At 71.7% G+C, this 18,011-nt stretch carries 14 protein-coding genes and 1 pseudogene; 6 read left to right on the top strand and 9 right to left on the bottom strand.

Annotation, left to right across the window (positions count from 1 at the left end; translation table 11 throughout):
* Positions 1-79: 79 nt before the first annotated feature.
* Positions 80-913, bottom strand: a complete 834-nt coding sequence (locus AB0412_RS08595) for a LuxR C-terminal-related transcriptional regulator (RefSeq protein ID WP_366401962.1) — start codon at positions 911-913, stop codon at positions 80-82.
* A 201-nt stretch (positions 914-1,114) separates the two neighbouring features.
* On the opposite strand from AB0412_RS08595, the gene AB0412_RS08590 reads away from it, so the two are divergent.
* The 5 genes from AB0412_RS08590 (at position 1,115) to AB0412_RS08570 (ending at position 8,088) form a co-directional block, all read left to right on the top strand.
* On the top strand, positions 1,115-2,785 hold the full coding sequence (locus AB0412_RS08590) for an AMP-binding protein (protein ID WP_366401762.1): 1,671 nt from the start codon (positions 1,115-1,117) through the stop codon (positions 2,783-2,785).
* Positions 2,782-4,380, top strand: a complete 1,599-nt coding sequence (locus tag AB0412_RS08585) for an AMP-binding protein (RefSeq protein ID WP_366401761.1) — start codon at positions 2,782-2,784, stop codon at positions 4,378-4,380. The genes AB0412_RS08590 and AB0412_RS08585 overlap by 4 nt, the downstream gene beginning before the upstream one ends.
* A 74-nt stretch (positions 4,381-4,454) precedes the next feature.
* Positions 4,455-5,483: a LacI family DNA-binding transcriptional regulator gene (locus AB0412_RS08580; protein WP_366401760.1), complete on the top strand. Its 1,029-nt coding sequence runs from the start codon at positions 4,455-4,457 to the stop codon at positions 5,481-5,483.
* A gap of 271 nt (positions 5,484-5,754) precedes the next feature.
* Entirely contained in the window at positions 5,755-6,888 is a 1,134-nt protein-coding gene (locus tag AB0412_RS08575; RefSeq protein ID WP_366401759.1) for a cellulose binding domain-containing protein, read from the top strand.
* 117 nt (positions 6,889-7,005) lie between these two features.
* Positions 7,006-8,088, top strand: a complete 1,083-nt coding sequence (locus AB0412_RS08570; RefSeq protein ID WP_366401758.1) for a lytic polysaccharide monooxygenase — start codon at positions 7,006-7,008, stop codon at positions 8,086-8,088.
* A gap of 103 nt (positions 8,089-8,191) precedes the next feature.
* Here the strand turns inward: AB0412_RS08570 and AB0412_RS08565 are convergent, their stop codons facing one another.
* From AB0412_RS08565 to AB0412_RS08555, 3 genes and pseudogenes are all read right to left on the bottom strand, one after another.
* A complete protein-coding gene (locus AB0412_RS08565) occupies positions 8,192-9,292 on the bottom strand; it encodes an ABC transporter substrate-binding protein (RefSeq protein WP_366401961.1) in 1,101 nt (366 codons plus the stop codon).
* 49 nt (positions 9,293-9,341) lie between these two features.
* On the bottom strand, positions 9,342-9,764 hold the full coding sequence (locus AB0412_RS08560) for a GNAT family N-acetyltransferase (RefSeq protein WP_366401960.1): 423 nt from the start codon (positions 9,762-9,764) through the stop codon (positions 9,342-9,344).
* Positions 9,765-9,902: 138 nt separating this feature from the next.
* A pseudogene (locus tag AB0412_RS08555) lies at positions 9,903-10,544 on the bottom strand (hypothetical protein); the annotation flags it as partial.
* A 232-nt stretch (positions 10,545-10,776) separates the two neighbouring features.
* Between AB0412_RS08555 and gcl the strand changes: the two are divergent.
* Positions 10,777-12,561 carry a glyoxylate carboligase gene (gcl, locus tag AB0412_RS08550; protein ID WP_366401757.1) on the top strand — a complete coding sequence of 595 codons (1,785 nt, stop codon included), beginning with the start codon at positions 10,777-10,779 and terminating at the stop codon, positions 12,559-12,561.
* A 225-nt stretch (positions 12,562-12,786) separates the two neighbouring features.
* Here the strand turns inward: gcl and AB0412_RS08545 are convergent, their stop codons facing one another.
* The 5 genes from AB0412_RS08545 to AB0412_RS08525 form a co-directional block, all read right to left on the bottom strand.
* On the bottom strand, positions 12,787-13,023 hold the full coding sequence (locus tag AB0412_RS08545; RefSeq protein WP_366401756.1) for a hypothetical protein: 237 nt from the start codon (positions 13,021-13,023) through the stop codon (positions 12,787-12,789).
* A gap of 691 nt (positions 13,024-13,714) precedes the next feature.
* Entirely contained in the window at positions 13,715-15,178 is a 1,464-nt protein-coding gene (locus AB0412_RS08540) for a catalase (protein WP_366401755.1), read from the bottom strand.
* Between the two features lie 187 nt (positions 15,179-15,365).
* Positions 15,366-16,262 carry a 2-hydroxy-3-oxopropionate reductase gene (locus AB0412_RS08535; RefSeq protein WP_366401754.1) on the bottom strand — a complete coding sequence of 299 codons (897 nt, stop codon included), beginning with the start codon at positions 16,260-16,262 and terminating at the stop codon, positions 15,366-15,368.
* Positions 16,263-16,288: 26 nt separating this feature from the next.
* Positions 16,289-17,110, bottom strand: a complete 822-nt coding sequence (locus tag AB0412_RS08530) for a TIM barrel protein (protein WP_366401753.1) — start codon at positions 17,108-17,110, stop codon at positions 16,289-16,291.
* Positions 17,111-17,261: 151 nt separating this feature from the next.
* Complete coding sequence (locus AB0412_RS08525; RefSeq protein WP_366401752.1) at positions 17,262-18,011, bottom strand: hypothetical protein; 750 nt, start codon at positions 18,009-18,011, stop codon at positions 17,262-17,264.

Raw genomic sequence — 18,011 nt, 5'->3', positions numbered from 1 at the left:
CGTCGCAACGGTAAATCCACAAGGCCCGTCGGTGGTAATAACGACCGCGCAACGGTCGCCCTGAGAAATCGCCGCAAACCTACGGCAACCACCCCGCCCGGCGGGCCGCGACGACGGCCTGGCCGCGGGTCCGGGCGCCCAGCTTCCGCATCGCCGAGCGCAGGTACGCCTTGACCGTCTCGGCCGTGACCCCCAGCCGCTGGGCGGCCGCCGCGTTGGTCGCGCCCGCCGCCACGCAGGCCAGGACGTCCAGCTCGCGGGGCGCGAGCCGCACCGGCGTCGCGGGCTGCGGACCGGCCGTGAGCAGGGAGCACGCGTCGAGGAGCTCCGCGCGCAGGGCCGGGTCCGTGATGCGCGGGGCCAGCGCCCGCAGCGCCGCGTGGGCCTCCCGCACCTGCTCCCAGGCGGCCCCGGGCGCCCTGTCCTCGCCTGGCCGCGGACGGGCCGCCGCCAGCAGCTCGCCCGCCTCCTCCCGCACCACCAGGGCCTGCTCCACGTCCCGCGCCGCCTGCACCGCGAGCCCCAGCGTGCGGTCGCCGAGCGGCTGGGCCGAGCGCAGGGCGCCGTAGAGCACGCCCCGCACCCGCCGCCGTACGACGACCGGGACGGCGACGACGGCGCGCAGGCCCTCGGTGGCGACCGGGACGTCGTACTCGTGGCTGATCTGCCGCGACGCGGAGTAGTCCGTCACGGCGCAGGGGCGGGCGAGCGCCACCGCCTTGCCGCCGAGACCGTTGCCCGCGCTCACCGCGAGCGCGCTCAGCGCGGGCGTGGCCGTGCCGCTGAGTTCGCTGATGCGCACCTGCTGCCGGCCGGGCTCCACCAGGCCGCCGAAGGCCACCGGCAGCCCGGTGCCGCGCCGCAGCCGGACCAGCGCGCCACGGATCTCGGCCGTGCCGTCGACCGCCGTCATCCGGTCAGCTGTCACCTGTTCGCCCCTCCACCGCGGCTCCCTGCGGGCGCACACCCCCGTTCGGGGGTAGTGAGACCTGCATCACGGATTACACGATGGCAACGAGCTGGTCGGCAAGGCTCCGGGACACAGTCCGGGACCGCGGGAGTGAGCCGCGACCGGTGCGCCCGGAGATGAACGGCCGAACGAGGAGGAGGACACATGACGGCGACCGAGGAGTTCCGCAGGGCCAGGGACTTCCTGCTGGAGCACCGGGAGGACTACGCCACCGCCTGTGCGGGGTTCCGCTGGCCCCGGCCCGAGCGGTTCAACTGGGCGCTCGACTGGTTCGACGTGATCGCGGACGGCAACGACCGCACCGCGCTCCACCTCGTCGAGGAGGACGGCGGTCAGACCCGGCTGTCCTTCGCGGACCTCGCCCGCCGCTCCGACCAGGCCGCCAACTGGCTGCGGCAGCAGGGAGTCGCCGCCGAGGACCGGATCCTCGTCATGCTCGGCAACCAGGCCGAGCTGTGGGAGACCGCTCTCGCCGCCATGAAGCTGCGCGCCGTCGTCATCCCGGCCACTCCGCTGCTCGGCCCCGCCGACCTGCGCGACCGCGTCGACCGGGGCCGCGTGAAGCACGTGATCGTGCGCGCCGCCGACACCGCCAAGTTCGACGAGGTGCCCGGCGACTACACCCGCGTCGCGGTGGGGGAGGGCGCCGGGGACAGCTGGCTGCCGTACGCGGACGCCTACGGCGCCGCCGAGCACTTCGCGCCCGACGGACCGACCCTCGCCGACGACCCGCTGATGCTGTACTTCACCTCGGGCACCACCGCCCGCCCCAAACTCGTCGAGCACACCCACGTGTCGTACCCGATCGGGCACCTGGCGACCATGTACTGGATCGGCCTCCAACCCGGCGACGTGCACCTCAACATCTCCTCGCCCGGCTGGGCCAAGCACGCCTGGTCCAACCTCTTCGCCCCGTGGAACGCCGAGGCGACCGTGTTCCTGCACAACTACACGCGCTTCGACGCGGCCCGCCTGATGACCGAGATGGACCGCGCGGGCGTCACCACGTTCTGCGCCCCGCCGACGGTGTGGCGCATGCTCATCCAGGCCGACCTGACCCAGCTGCGCACCCCGCCCCGCGAGGTCGTCGCCGCCGGTGAGCCCCTCAACCCCGAGGTCATCGAACAGGTGCGGCGCGCCTGGGGCGTGACCATCCGCGACGGCTTCGGGCAGACCGAGACCGCCGTGCAGGTCTCCAACAGCCCCGGCCAGGTCCTCAAGACCGGCTCCATGGGCCGCCCCAGCCCCGGATACAAGGTGGAACTGCTCGATCCCGTGTCCGGCGCGCCCGGCGCCGCGGAGGGCGAGATCGCGCTCGACCTGTCCGACCGCCCGGTGGGCCTGATGACCGGCTACCACGGCGACCCCCACCGCACCGCCGAGGCGATGGCCGGCGGCTACTACCGCACCGGCGACATCGGCTCCCGCGACGCCGACGGCTACATCACCTACGTCGGCCGCGCCGACGACGTGTTCAAGGCCAGCGACTACAAGATCTCCCCGTTCGAGCTGGAGTCCGCGCTGCTGGAGCACGAGGCGGTGGCCGAGGCGGCCGTCGTGCCCGCGCCGGACGAACTGCGCCTGGCCGTGCCGAAGGCGTACATCGTGCTTGCGGAGGGCTGGGAGCCCGGCCCCGACACCGCGAAGGTGCTGTTCGAGCACTCCCGCGAGGTGCTCGCCCCGTACAAGCGCATCCGCCGCCTGGAGTTCGGCGAGCTGCCCAAGACCGTCTCCGGCAAGATCCGCCGCATCGAGCTGCGCGAGGCGACGGCGGCCGGTTCCGCGCACGAGTACCGCGAGGAGGACTTCCGATGAGCGCACCCGGCGAGCTGTCCTACGCCCACGGCACCAGCGGGACGACGCTGCTGGGCGACACCATCGGCGCCAACCTGGACCGCGCGGTGGCCGCCTGGCCCGACCGCGAGGCGCTCGTCGACGTGCCGTCCGGGCGGCGCTGGACGTACGCGGAATTCGGCGCGCAGGTCGAGCGGTTGGCGTCCGCGCTGCTCGCCTCCGGGATCACCAAGGGCGACCGGGTGGGCATCTGGGCGATCAACTGCCCGGAGTGGGTGTTCGTCCAGTACGCCACCGCCCGCGTCGGCGCGGTCATGGTGAACATCAACCCGGCGTACCGCACCCACGAGGTCGAGTACGTGCTGAAGCAGTCCGGCGTGCGGCTGCTCGTCGCCTCCCTCAGCCACAAGACCAGCGACTACCGGGCGATGGCCGAGGAAGTGCGCGGCAGGTGCCCGGAGTTGCGGGAGGCCGTGTACATCGGCGACCCGAGCTGGGAGGCGCTGCTGGCGCGGGCGACCCCGGACGCGCGGTACGAGGAGCTGTCCTGCGACGACCCCATCAACATCCAGTACACCTCGGGCACGACCGGCTTCCCCAAGGGCGCCACCCTCTCCCACCACAACATCCTCAACAACGGCTACTTCGTCGGGGAGTTGATCGCCTACAGCGAGCAGGACCGGGTGTGCATCCCCGTGCCCTTCTATCACTGTTTCGGCATGGTGATGGGAAATCTGGCCGCCACCTCGCACGGCGCCTGCATGGTCATCCCGGCGCCGTCCTTCGACCCGGCGGCCACCCTGCGCGCGGTCCAGCAGGAGCGCTGCACCTCGCTGTACGGCGTGCCCACCATGTTCATCGCCGAGCTGAACCTGCCCGACTTCGCGGAGTACGACCTGTCCTCCCTGCGCACCGGCATCATGGCGGGCTCGCCCTGCCCGGTGGAGGTGATGAAGCGGGTGGTCGCCGAGATGCACATGGCGGAGGTCTCCATCTGCTACGGCATGACCGAGACCTCCCCGGTGTCCCTGCAGACCCGCCGCGACGACGACCTGGAGCACCGCACGGCCACCGTCGGCCGCGTCCTGCCGCACCTCGAGGTCAAGGTCGTCGACCCGGCCACCGGAGTGACCCGACCGCGAGGCACCGCGGGGGAGCTGTGCACGCGCGGCTACAGCGTGATGCTCGGCTACTGGGAGGAGCCGGAGAAGACGGCGGAGGCGATCGACGCCGGCCGCTGGATGCACACCGGCGACCTCGCGGTGATGCGGGAGGACGGGTACGTCGAGATCGTCGGCCGCATCAAGGACATGATCATCCGGGGCGGGGAGAACATCTACCCGCGCGAGATCGAGGAGTTCCTCTACGGCCACCCCAAGATCCAGGACGTCCAGGTCGTCGGCGTGCCGCACGAGCGCTACGGCGAGGAGGTGCTGGCCTGTGTCATCCCGCGGGACGCCGGGGATCCGGTGACGCTGGAGGAACTGCGGGCGTACTGCGACGGCCGGCTGGCGCACTACAAGATCCCGAGCCGGCTGCAGATCCTCGACGCCTTCCCGATGACCGTGTCCGGAAAGGTGCGGAAGGTGGAGCTCCGGGAGACGTACGGCGCCTGAGGACCGTCAGGGCGTTCGATCGGCAGGTCCAGGCCCCGTAAGGCCCGTAGGATCGGACGCCCTTGGGGGTGGACATGGTCAAGCGGAGGCCGGGCACGACGCCCACACTGGAGGAGGTGGCCGCGCTCGCCGGCGTCGGGCGGGGCACGGTCTCCCGCGTCGTCAACAACGAGGCGGGCGTCAAGGAGTCGACGCGCCGCACCGTGCAGAAGGCCATCGCCGAACTCGGCTATGTGCCCAACCTCGCGGCGCGGTCGCTTGCCGGGCGGCGGGCCGACGCCGTGGCGCTGGTGATGACGGAGCGGGACTGGCGGATGTTCGGCGAGCCGTTCTTCTCGGAGACGGTCAGGTCCGTGGGCGATGCCCTGACCGACACGTCCGTGCAACTGCTGCTGACCCTGGTCCGTACGGAGGGCGAGCGGCAGCGGTTCGTGGAGTACGCGCGCGGCGGCCGGGTGGACGGCGTCCTGCTGATGTCCGTGCGGGCCGAGGACCGGCTGCCGGACATGCTCGCCGACGCGGGCCTGCCCACCGTGCTGCTGGGCCGCCGCTCCGTCGACGAGCAGATCACGTACGTCGACGCGGACAACGTGGGCGGTGCGCGGGAGGCGGTGGCCCATCTGCTGCGCGGGGGGCGGCGCTCGATCGCGGCTCTCGCCGGCCCGCTCGACATGTACGTCGCCCAGTGCCGCCTGCGCGGCTACCGCCAGGCCCTGTCCCGGGCGGGACTCACGGCCGACGACTCCTGGGTGGTCGAAGGTGAGGACTTCACCGAGGCGGGCGGCCACCGCGCGATGACCGAACTCCTGGAACGTCACCCGGAGGTGGACGCCGTCCTCGCCGCCTCCGACACGATGGCCGTCGGCGCCCTGGCCGCGCTCCGCGCGGCGGGCCGCCGCGTCCCCGACGACGTGGCGGTCATCGGCTTCGACGACTTCCTGCTGGCCGAGCACACCGACCCGCCGCTGACCACGGTCCGCCAGCCCCTGGAGGACATCGGGCGCACGATGGTCCGGCTGCTCCTGGAGGAGATGGAGCAGCCGGAGGTGGCGTGGCGCCATGTGATTCTGCGGACGCGGTTGGTGGTGCGGGAGTCGGCGTGAGCTCCTCCGCACGTTTCGGGAGCGCTCCCAAAGCTCTTGTGCTGCTTGCTCGTTGAGCGGTTCGCCGAATCCCACCCCTACTGAACTGGGGCTTCGAAGGTCCTTCGGCCGATTCGCGCGCACAGACTTGTCAGGGACATGAGCGACTCCTACAGTCACGTCCGAAACCGGTGGAATGGGAGCGCTCCCATTCATGGGGAGGCGGGAGCGCTCCCGATCCCAGAGTCACAGCACCCCCGTGAGTCCGGTTCCCTCGGAGAGAGGCCCCCACATGCGATCGTCACCGCACCGCCTCGTCCGCGCCCTGTCAGGCGCGTTGCTCACCGTTCTCGCCACCGTGGCGGCGCTCCTCGCCGGCAGCGTCCCCGCCCAGGCCGACACCACGATCTGCGAGCCCTTCGGGACGACCGTGATCCAGGGCCGCTACGTCGTCCAGAACAACCGCTGGGGCACCAGCAGCCCCCAGTGCGTCACCGCCACGGACACCGGCTTCCGGGTCACGCAGGCCGACGGCTCCGTGCCCACCGACGGCGCCCCGAAGTCCTACCCGTCCGTCTTCAACGGCTGCCACTACACGAACTGTTCGCCCGGGACCGATCTCCCCGCCCGGGTGAGCACGATCTCCAGCGCGCCCAGCAGCATCTCCTACGGCTATGTCCCCGACGCCGTGTTCAACGCCTCGTACGACATCTGGCTGGACCCGACGCCCCGCACCGACGGTGTCAACCGGACCGAGATCATGATCTGGTTCAACCGGGTGGGCCCGATCCAGCCGATCGGCTCCCCGGTCGGCACCGCCAGTGTCGGGGGCCGCAGCTGGGAGGTGTGGACCGGCAGCAACGGCTCCAACGACGTGATCTCCTTCGTCGCCCCGTCGGCGATCGGCAGCTGGAGCTTCGACGTCATGGACTTCGTCGACCAGACCGTGGCCCGGGGCATGGCGCAGCGCGACTGGTACCTGACGAGCATTCAGGCCGGGTTCGAGCCGTGGCAGAACGGCGCCGGGCTCGCGGTGAACTCCTTCTCCTCCGCCGTCACCATCGGCGGCACCGATCCGGGTGACCCCGGCGATCCGGGCGATCCGGCGGCGGCCTGTCAGGTGGCGTACGACACCAACGTCTGGCAGGGCGGCTTCACCGCCGGCGTGACGGTGAAGAACACCGGTTCCACCGCGGTCGACGGCTGGGAACTCGGGTTCACCCTGCCGTCCGGCCAGCGGGTCACCAACGCCTGGAACGCGACCCTGACGGGGGCGTCGGGCACCGTCACGGCGCGCCCCGTCGCGCACAACGCGCGCATCGCGGCGGGCGCCACGCAGACCTTCGGCTTCCAGGCCACTTACAGCGGCACCTTCGCCGAACCGGCCGGCTTCACCCTGAACGGCACGGCCTGCACCGTCGCCTGACCTGACCTGACCTGACCTGACCTGACCTGACCGACCTGACCTGACCTGACACGGCACTCGACGAACGACAGGACCCGACGAACGACAGGATCCGACGAACGACAGGAGACAGACACCATGGCTCGACGCAGAAACCGCCTCCTCTCCTGGGCGGCGGTGCTGGCCACCCTGCTCAGCGGGCTCGGCCTGGCCTTACTCGGGCAGGGCAGCGCGCAGGCGCACGGCGTGGCGATGATGCCCGGATCGCGGACGTACCTGTGCTGGCTGGACGCCAGGACCAGTACCGGCTCCCTGGACCCGACGAACCCGGCCTGTGAGGCGGCGCTCGCGGAGAGCGGTGCGACGGCGCTGTACAACTGGTTCGCGGTGCTCGACTCCAACGCGGGCGGGCGCGGCGCCGGTTACGTGCCGGACGGCAAGCTGTGCAGCGCCGGCGACCGCTCCCCGTACAACTTCACCGGCTACAACGCCGCCCGCGCCGACTGGCCTCGCACCCATCTGACCTCCGGGGCGACGATCCGGGTGAAGTACAGCAACTGGGCCGCGCACCCCGGTGACTTCCGGGTGTACGTGTCCAAGCCCGGCTACTCGCCCACCCAGCCGCTGGGCTGGGGCGACCTGGAGCTGGTCCAGACGGTCACCAACCCGCCGCAGTCCGGCTCGGTGGGCAGCGAGTCCGGTCACTACTACTGGGACCTGAAGCTGCCCTCGGGCCGCTCCGGCGACGCGGTGATGTTCATCCAGTGGGTGCGCTCGGACAGCCAGGAGAACTTCTTCTCCTGCTCCGACATCGTCTTCGACGGCGGCAACGGCGAGGTCACCGGCATCCGCGGCTCGGGCGGCACGCCGACGCCGACCCCGACGCCCACCCCGACTCCCACGGACCCGCACACCGGGTGCATGGCCGTCTACTCGGTGACCAACTCCTGGAGCGGCGGTTTCCAGGGTTCCGTAGAGGTGATGAACCACAACACCGCACCGCAGAACGGCTGGGCCGTGCGCTGGCAGCCGGGCGACGGCGCCAGGATCAACCAGGTGTGGAACGGCACGCTGAGCACCGGTACCGACGGCACGGTCACGGTCCGGAACGCGGACCACAACCGGACCATCGCACCGGACGGCAGTGTGACCTTCGGCTTCACCGCCACCTCGACCGGCAACAACCTCCCGGCCGGCTCGATCGGCTGCGTCGCTCCGTAATCCCGCTCCACCCGCGGCACCGCACCGGGCGGCGCCGGCTCCCGCACGGTCGGGGAGCCGGCGCCGTCGTAGTACGCGGGCCGAGGACTCGTCCAGCGGTACGTCAGCCGGTGTGGAGGATCCGGAGGCGTCCGGGGTCGGCCGGGTCCCGGTCGACGACCTGGACCGGCGCCCAGGCCCACTGCCACGCGCCGGTGCCCGGTGCCCGGGAGAACCGGATCGGACCGCGGGTGCCCTCGACCGCCACCCGCGGCCACGCCTCGGTGACCGCCGCCCGGTCCGTGCCGTGGGAACGCAGCACCTCGGCGAGGACGGCGACGGTGTCCCACCCCTCGAACGCGACGAAGGAGGGTGCCTCGCCCAGCCGCTCCCGGAGCTCCTTCCCGACGCGTTCGCCGAGCGGACCGAGGCGCTCGGGCAGGTAGCGCAGAAACGGGATCCCGGTGCCGTCCCCGCCCAGCAGCGCGGCCCACTCGGCGAACTCCGGCTGCCCGGCCGGAGCGCCGATCAGGAGCTCCGCGAGCCGCCGGTCGCCCCGGACGGCCCGCACGATCGGCACCGCCGGCTCCGGATGGCCGACCAGGAGGAGGAGCGCCGAGGCGTCGTGCTCGACGAGCGCGTCGCACAGGGCCCCGGGGGTGAGTGCGGTCGTGTCGAGTGCGACGACGGTGCCGCCGCGGGGCGCGAGGTGGTCCCGCAGGATCCGGGTCCCGGACGCCCAGTAGACACTCGGCTGGGTCGCCACGGCGATCCGGCACCGGTCCGCACCGAGGCGGCCGAGGAGGAAGTCCGCGTAGGTCCGCCAGCCGTGCGACTGGGCCGGGGCGACACGCGCCACCCATCGCGTCGGCTCCTCGGTGAGCGTGTCGATCACCGCGGACGAGCAGAGGTACGGCACGCCGAGGGCGTCGGCCCTCGCGGCGGCGGCGCGGGCGGCGACGCTGTGATACTCACCCGCCACCGCGGCCACCCCCAGGCCGGCGAGTTCGGCAACGGCCGCCGCGGCCCGCTCAGGATCGGCCGCGGTGTCCCGCACCACCAGCTCCAGCGGCCTGCCGGCGATCCCGCCGGCGTCGTCGACCTCGCGCGCGGCCGACTCGAGCCCGGCGAGCAGGTGGCGCCCCGCCTCGACCCAGCCGGGCCGCGTCAGCGGGACGAGGACACCCAGACGGACGGGTCCGGCGGACAACGGTGGCGTGTGCATGCTGGTCATGCGGGCCATTGGATCCAGCGCCGTCGCCGATGGCAACCGGTCAAGCGAGGCGACGGCGCATACAGACCCGGGGCCACCGGTCCAGGCCCATCCGTGCCTCATGGGCGCGGATCTCCCGCAGCCCCGGGGTGAGTTCGGCGTCCTCCAGTGTGCGGAAGCCGAGGCGCTCGTAGTACGGCGCGTTCCACGGCACCTCGGCGAAAGTGGTCAGCGTGAGACCGGTCAGCCCCTCCTCCCGCGCCCGGTCGGAGGCGTACGCGAGGAGGTCCCGGCCCACGCCCCGGCGGCCGGCGCGGGGATGCACGGAGACCTGCTCGACGTGCAGCGCCCCGTCCACGGGCTCGGCCATCAGATAGCCGACGGCGAGGTCCTCGTCGTCGACGGCGACCCAGAGCCGCCCCGCCCGCCGGTAGCCCTCCAGCACGTCGAGCCCCGGCGGCTCGTCCTCGGCGATCCGGTCCATCCCGAGTCCGCGGAAGGCGGCACCGGCGGCCCGCTCGATGTCCTGGAGCCTGGGCAGTTCGCCCGGCTCGGCGAGACGCATACGCATCCGCCGAGTATCACCTCCGCGCCTCGACGGCGCCGCCGCATTTCCCGCCCCGCTGCCGTCCAGCTCGTCCGCCGGGGTGTTCACCGGGGAGACCGTTCCGTCGTGTTCGAGCAGGAACAGTGGGACGCCGAGGGTGTCGGCGCGGGTGCGGGCCTCCTCGGTGTAGCCGGTCAGGGAGAAGTAGAGGCAGCCCGCCGACTCCGTCATCGCCGTCAGCCACAGGCACTCCACGTCGCGCAGTGTCGCCGGGCGGGCCGAGGGGTCGACGTGGGCGAGGACGCCGCGCCCGGCCAGGCCGATGCCGGACGGCGGGCGGCGGTCCGCGCGGCGGATCCGGTCGTGGCCGAGCCGGTGGAGGTACAGCACGACGGCCGTGACGGCGTCCCGCGCGGTGCGGATCGTCACGGAGGGCGGCGCCGGTCGCGCCGGAGCGCCGGCCGCCACCGGGATGTGCAGCACCGTGCCGCACGGACAGCCCAGCTCCGGCCGCGGCCACTGTCCCCGCCGCCCGCACCGCCCGCAGCGCACGGTCACCCAGTCCTCCTGCCACACCCGGTGCGCGACGGGGGTGACCACCCCGTCCCCGTCCAGCGGGGCGGCGACCGGCGCGCCGCAGACACAGGGGTACGACGGTGCCGTGTAGCGGTGCGCGCGCCGGCACGTCGGACAGCGCACCGGCAGGCTCTCGGGCATGGCCCACTCCCGGATGTCTCTCACTTCGGGGCAGCGCCCCCAATCCTCCTCCGCCGGCCCCGCGCCTGTCCGGCGCTTGGTCCCTCTCTTGACGGGTTCCGCGCCTCCCCCTACATTCATTCCAGATCGTAGAAGTTAATTTCCGTAATACGGAAACTGGACTGTTCACGGAGAGAGCTCACCGCGGGGCGCGACGGGAGTGCGAATCCGATGGCCGAAGCAGGAGTACTCGATGGCTCGAATGACCGCTGCCCGCGCGGCAGTTGAGATCCTCAAGCGCGAGGGCGTCACCGACGCGTTCGGTGTCCCCGGCGCGGCGATCAACCCGTTCTACGCGGCGCTCAAGGCCTCCGGCGGGATCACCCACACCCTCGCCCGCCATGTGGAGGGCGCCTCGCACATGGCCGAGGGCTACACCCGGACCCACCCGGGCAACATCGGCGTCTGCATCGGCACCTCCGGTCCGGCCGGCACCGACATGATCACCGGCCTGTACTCGGCGACCGGTGACTCCATCCCGATCCTGTGCATCACCGGCCAGGCCCCGACCGCGGTGATCCACAAAGAGGACTTCCAGGCCGTCGACATCGCCTCGATCGCCAAGCCGGTCACCAAGATGGCGGTCACCGTCCTGGAGGCCGCGCAGGTCCCCGGCGTCTTCCAGCAGGCCTTCCACCTCATGCGCTCCGGCCGTCCCGGCCCGGTCCTGATCGACCTGCCGATCGACGTCCAGATGACGGAGATCGAGTTCGACCCCGACACCTACGAGCCGCTGCCGGTCTACAAGCCCGCCGCGAGCCGCGCCCAGATCGAGAAGGCGATCGGCATGCTGAACGCCGCCGAGCGCCCGCTGATCGTCGCGGGCGGCGGTGTCATCAACGCCGACGCGGCCGAACTGCTGGTGGAGTTCGCCGAACTGACGGGCACTCCGGTCGTGCCGACGCTGATGGGCTGGGGCGTCCTGCCGGACGACCACGAGCTGAACGCCGGCATGGTCGGCCTGCAGACCTCGCACCGCTACGGCAACGCGACCTTCCTGGAGTCCGACTTCGTCCTGGGCATCGGCAACCGCTGGGCCAACCGCCACACCGGCAAGCTGGACGTCTACACGGCCGGACGGACCTTCGTCCACGTCGACGTCGAGCCCACCCAGATCGGCAAGATCTTCGCCCCCGACTACGGCATCGCCTCCGACGCGAAGGCCGCGCTGGAGCTGTTCGTCGAGGTCGCCAAGGGGCTGAAGGCGGCCGGCAAGCTGCCCGACCGCTCCGCGTGGGCCGCCGCCGCGCAGGAGAGGAAGGCCACCCTCCAGCGCCGTACGCACTTCGACGACATCCCGATCAAGCCGCAGCGGGTCTACGAGGAGATGAACAAGGCCTTCGGCCCGGAGACCCGGTACGTCTCCACCATCGGCCTCTCCCAGATCGCCGGCGCGCAGATGCTGCACGTCTACCGCCCGCGGCACTGGATCAACTGCGGCCAGGCCGGCCCGCTGGGCTGGACCGTCCCGGCCGCGCTCGGCGTCGCCAAGGCCGACCCGGATGCGCAGGTCGTCGCGCTGTCGGGCGACTACGACTTCCAGTTCATGATCGAGGAGCTGGCGGTCGGCGCACAGCACAAGATCCCCTACGTCCACGTCCTGGTGAACAACTCCTACCTGGGCCTGATCCGCCAGGCGCAGCGGGCGTTCGACATCGACTTCCAGGTCAAGCTGGAGTTCGAGAACATCAACTCGCCCGAGCTGGGCGTCTACGGCGTCGACCACGTCAAGGTCGCCGAGGGGCTCGGCTGCAAGGCGATCCGGGTGACGGACCCGAACGAGCTGGGCACGGCCCTGGAACAGGCCAAGAAGCTGGCCGCGGAGCACCGGGTCCCGGTGGTCGTCGAGGCCATCCTGGAACGCGTCACCAACATCTCGATGTCCGGCACGAACGACATCTCCAACGTGATCGAGTTCGAGGACCTGGCCACGGAGCCGGGCCACGCGCCGACCGCGATCAAGCCGCTGAAGGCCTGACGCAGCGAGGCGCACGAGAGAGGGGCGGTCCCGTCGGGGACCGCCCCTCTCGGCGTGCCGGCGCACGCGAACGACGTGAGCACGGAGCCCGCCGCCCCCGTGTCGGCGGGTTCCGTGTGCGGGAAGTGTGCCCGTGGGCGGGGGCGGTCGAAGCCTCACCGGTGCCGGTTCAGAGGTTGATTTGAGGGTGCCGTAGGGCGCGTACGCCGCGTGGCGTAGGTGTGCTCAGGGCTCGTGGTGCTCGGACAGGCCCGGCCAGTCGTCGGGGCCGCCGCCCTGCCATTCGATGAAGTCGGTGTCCTCGATGTCGGTGACGTACAGATCGGCCAGCCGCAGGATCTCGCTCACGTCGTCGACGTGCGTGGCGATCCCCAGCGTCTCGTCGTCCGTGGTGACCCGCCGGGAGCCGTCCAGGGCCGGGGGATGCACCACGATGTGCGGATGCTCCGTCGGATGTCCCATGCCACCAGGCTGCTGCCCCCCGCCCACATCCGCACCCCGGCGGCACGGGAAACACCGGACGCAGGGCGAGCGGCCCGGACGCCCGGAGAGGCCCGGACGGGCGGGAGACGCCCGGACGCGGGGAGACCGCCGGGACGCCCGGACGGGCGGGAGACGCCCGGAAGCCCGGATGGACCGGAGACTGCCCGGACGCGCGGAGACCGCCCGGACGGACGGGAGACGCTCGGACGCGCGGAGACCGCCCGGACGCGCGGAGAGCGCCCGGACGGACGGGAGACGCTCGGACGGACTTGAGCGCCCGGGCGGAAAGCGCCCGGGCGGAAAGCGTGCGGACGTGCGGAAAGCGCCCCGGATGCGGGACCGTCCGCGTCCGGGGCGCTTTCCGCCCGGTGAGGCTGTGAGGGTTTTGAAGCCGTCCGGCGGTGCGAGGCTGGGCGCGACAGGACATTCGCGCCGCCGGACGGGGTCTTGGGGGATCGGGACCGCGGCGGGTACGACGGCGCCGGGGGCTCCTCCCCTCAGGTCGAAGGAAGAGACTCCGGGCCTGCACCACCGCACTGGCTCGCACGCCGCCGCGGTCCTCGCCCTGCCCGCCGTACCGGTCGACCACCCCTCATCCGGGTCGCCGGTACGGCGGGTCCGCGCGTCCGGTGTCCGGCCTCCCCGCCGGACCCTGGACGCAGCCTGTGAGTCAGTCCTCGCGCAGGGCGCGGACCGCCTCCTCCACGCGCTTGCCGTACTCCGGGTCGGCGGCGTGGAAGTGGGCCAGGTTCTTCTCGATCACGTCGTCGCGGCTGACCTGCGACAGGCCGCCGGCGATGTTGGCGATGAGGCGGGACTTCTCCTCGGCGGACATCAGCCGGTACAGCTCACCGGCCTGGAAGAAGTCGTCGTCCTTGGTGTGCTGCGGAGCCTCGTGCGTGCCGGTGTGGCCGGACACGGCGAGCGGTGCCGACAGCGGGCGGCCGGTCTCGACCGGGCCGTCGTAGGAGTTCGGCTCGTAGTTCTTGGCGTACCGGCCCTGGGAGTTGGACGCCATGAAGCCGTCCCGCCCGTAGTTGTTCGCGCCGCCCGGCACGGCCTTGGGGGCGTTGACCGCCAGCTGGGTGTGGTTGACGCCCAGGCGGTAGCGGTGCGCGTCGGCGTAGGCGAACAGGCGGCCCTGGAGCATCTTGTCGGGCGAGGGACCGATGCCCGGCACGAAGTTGTTCGGGGAGAACGCGGCCTGCTCGACCTCGGCGAACACGTTGTCCGGGTTGCGGTCCAGCACCAGCCGACCCACCCGCTGCAGCGGGTAGTCCTTGTGCGGCCACACCTTGGTCAGGTCGAACGGGTTGAAGCGGTAGTCGGCCGCGTCCTCGGCCGGCATCAGCTGGACGTACAGCGTCCAGGACGGGTGCACCCCGCGCTCGATGGCCTGGAGCAGGTCCGTCTGGTGCGAGGTCGGGTCCTGGCCCGCGATCTCCGCGGCCTGCTCGCTGCTCAGGCAGCGGATGCCCTGGTTCGTCTTGAAGTGGTACTTGACGAAGAAGGCCTCGCCCTTGCTGTTCGTCCACTGGTAGGTGTGCGAGCCGTAGCCGTTCATGTGGCGGTACGACGCCGGGATGCCGCGGTCGCCCATCAGCCAGGTCACCTGGTGCGTGGCCTCGGGGGAGTGCGCCCAGAAGTCCCAGACGTTGTCCGGCTCCTGACGGCCGGTGAACGGGTCGCGCTTCTGCGAGTGGATGAAGTCGGGGAACTTGATCGGGTCCTTGATGAAGAACACCGGAGTGTTGTTCCCGACGAGGTCGTAGTTGCCCTCACGGGTGTAGAACTTCACCGCGAAACCGCGCGGGTCGCGCACCGCGTCCGCACCGCCGAGCGAGTCGGCCACGGTGGAGAAGCGCACGAACACCTCGGTGCGCTTGCCGACGGTGTCCAGGAACTCGGCGTACGTGTAGTCGGTGACGTCGTCGGTGACCTCGAAGTGACCGTAGGCGCCGGAGCCGCGGGCGTGCACCACACGCTCCGGGATGCGCTCGCGGTTGAAGCGCGCGAGCTTCTCCAGCAGGTGCTGGTCCTGGAGCAGCAGCGGGCCGCCGATGCCGGCGGAGGCGGAATTCTGGTTGTCGGCGACCGGGGCGCCGGACTCGGTGGTGAGCACGCGCTTCGACATCGTGGACCTTCCATGCGAGGGGCAGCGGAAAGCTGTTTCCGCTTTGTGGAGCCTAGGTTCGTGACGATCGGGACGTCAACAGTTTGTTGAACGGGTGGGCAGGGCTGGTTACCGGGCGGCGCCGGCGCCTTGGGCGCGACAGGACAGGTGTCAGCACCGGCGCCGCCCGGAGATCGGGGCGGTCTGGTCAGACCTGGGCGCCGGAGAGGCGCTCGACCGCGCGCAGCAGCGCGGAGTGGTCCAGGCCGCCGTCGCCCTGCGCACGCAGGCTCGCGACCAGCTGGGCCACCACGGAGCCGACGGGCAGGGCCGCGCCGACGGTGCGGGCGGCGTCGGTGACGATGCCCATGTCCTTGTGGTGCAGGTCGATGCGGAAGCCCGGCTTGAAGTCGCGGTTGAGGAAGTTGTCCTTCTTGCGCGTCAGCACGGTCGAGCCGGCGAGACCGCCGTTGAGGACGTCCAGCGCGGCCTTCAGGTCCACGCCGGACTTCTCCAGGAAGACCACGGCCTCGGCGCACGCCTGGATGTTGACGGCGACGATCAGCTGGTTGGCGGCCTTCACGGTCTGACCGGAGCCGTGTGGACCGCACAGCACGATGGTCTTGCCGAGCGCCTCGAAGATCGGCTTGGCCTCGTCGAAGTCGGCCTGCTCACCGCCGACCATGATGGACAGCACGGCCTCGATGGCCCCGGCCTCACCGCCGGACACGGGGGCGTCCAGGACCCGGATGCCCTTGTCCTCGGCGGCCTTCGCCAGGTCGATCGAGGTCTGCGGGGTGATCGAGGACATGTCGATCAGCAGGGCGCCGGACTTCGCGTTCTCGAGGATGCCGTCCGGGCCGTAGGCGATGGCCTCGACCTGCGGGGAGGCCGGGACCATCGTGATGATCACGTCGGCGTCGCGCACGGCCTCGGCGATCGAGGAGGCGGCGGTGCCGCCGGCGGCGGCCAGCCGGTCCAGCTTCTCCTGCTCCAGCGTGTAACCGGCGACCTGGTAACCCGCCTTGATCAGGTTCTCGGACATGGGGGAGCCCATGATGCCGAGGCCGATCCAGGCGATCTTGGGAAGGGTTGTGTTGCTCATGATGGGGATGCCTTTCGGTGCAGGGGTCAGCGGGTCAGCCAGTCGAAGGCATCGGCACTGGGACGGTCGCCCGGCTTGTACTCCAGGCCGATCCAGCCGTCGTAGCCCGCCTTCTTGAGCTGGTCCAGCAGCTCCTCCAGCGGCAGCGAACCCGTGCCCGGGGCGCCGCGGCCGGGGTTGTCGGCGATCTGGACGTGGCCCGTCCGCGAGGCGTACCGCTCGATCACCGACGGCAGGTCCTCGCCGTTCATGGACAGGTGGTAGAGGTCCATGAGGAACCGCGCGTTGTCCAGGCCCGTCGCCGCGTTGACCTTGTCGACGACGCCGACGGCGGCCGGTGCCGACACCAGCGGGTACAGCGGCGACTCGGGCTTGTTCAGGGCCTCGATCAGCAGGATCGCGCCGATCCGGTCGGCCGCCCGGGCGGCGAGAACCAGGTTCTCCAGCGCGAGCGCGTCCTGCTCGGCCGGGTCCACCCCCTCGACCCGGTTGCCGTACAGCGCGTTGAGCGCCTTGCAGCCCAGGGACTGCGCGAAGCCGGCCGCCACGTCGATGTTGGCGCGGAACCGCTCCGACTCCTCACCCGGGACCGACAGCGCGCCGCGGTCCGGTCCGGGCAGCTGTCCGGCGTAGAAGTTCAGGCCCGTGAGCTGGACGCCCGCGTCCTCGATCGCCTTCTTCAGGGCGTCGAGCTCGGACTGCTCGGGGGTGGGCGAGTCGATCCAGGGCCACCACAGCTCGACCGCGGTGAAGCCGGCCGCCGCGGCGGCCGCCGGGCGCTCCAGGAGCGGGAGTTCCGTGAAGAGGATCGACAGGTTGACGTTGAAGCGCTGCTCTGTGAATCCCATGGGTCGGCGCTCCCTTTCCTGCTATTTCGTATTGCGGAAGTTCTTTTCTGCTGCATGGAAAGACTGCCCGGGACCGTCGAGGGCTGTCAAGAGCGGCCGGCAAAAAAGCGCCCCCGCGCAAAGGGCGCGGGGGCGCTGCGGAGGCGGTGGCTCACAGGGCGTCGACGGCGCTCACCTTCCACCCCGCGGACGTGCGGGTCATCGTCATCCGCACCCGGTTCAGATCCACCCGGGAACCGGTCACCTGGGTGCTCCTGGTCACCTGGTTGACGAAGAGCAGGACCACCGCCTCGTCCGCCGAGGCCGACACCACGGAGGCCGCCGCCGCACCGCCGGCCGGCTCCGCGACCCTCGCCCTCACCACGCCGTCGTACTTCCTCGCCGTCGGCCCGACCACCGTCCGCGTCGTCCTCGCGTACTCGGCGCGGAACTTTCCGGTGAGGCGGGCGCGTGCCGCGGCGAAGTCCCGGTCCAGATGCCGGTGGTCGTACGAGAGCACGACGGGCGCCGCCTTCCGCGCGGCCGTGAGCGCCTGCGCGCGAGCCTGCTCGGCCCGCACGCCCTGTCGGTAGTGGGCCCCGAGCACGCCGACGGCGACCAGCCCCGCCACCAGCAGCACACACAGGAGCGCGGTGCGCAGCCCCCGCCGCGAGCCGCCCCCGGCCGACCCGTCCGGGGCGTCCTCGTCGAAGTCCTCCGGGGACGGCTCCGGCGGATCGTCCCAGCCGTCCGGGGGCTCGATGACCACGGTGCGCCCGGCGACCGGGCTCACCTTCCCCACGGCGGTCGCCGGGCCCCGCTCTGCGCGTTCCGCGCGCCTGGCCGCCGCGCGGGCCGCGGCCGTCATCGTGTGCCGGGTCGGGGAACCGGAGCCGCGGCCTCGGGTGGTGGTTTTCGCCAC

This window comes from Streptomyces sp. NPDC052012 (assembly GCF_040689265.1).
In the GTDB taxonomy this organism is placed as follows: Bacteria; Actinomycetota; Actinomycetes; order Streptomycetales; family Streptomycetaceae; genus Streptomyces.
Note: the sequence above shows the minus strand (reverse complement) of the source record. Positions and strands in the feature narration are given on the sequence as shown.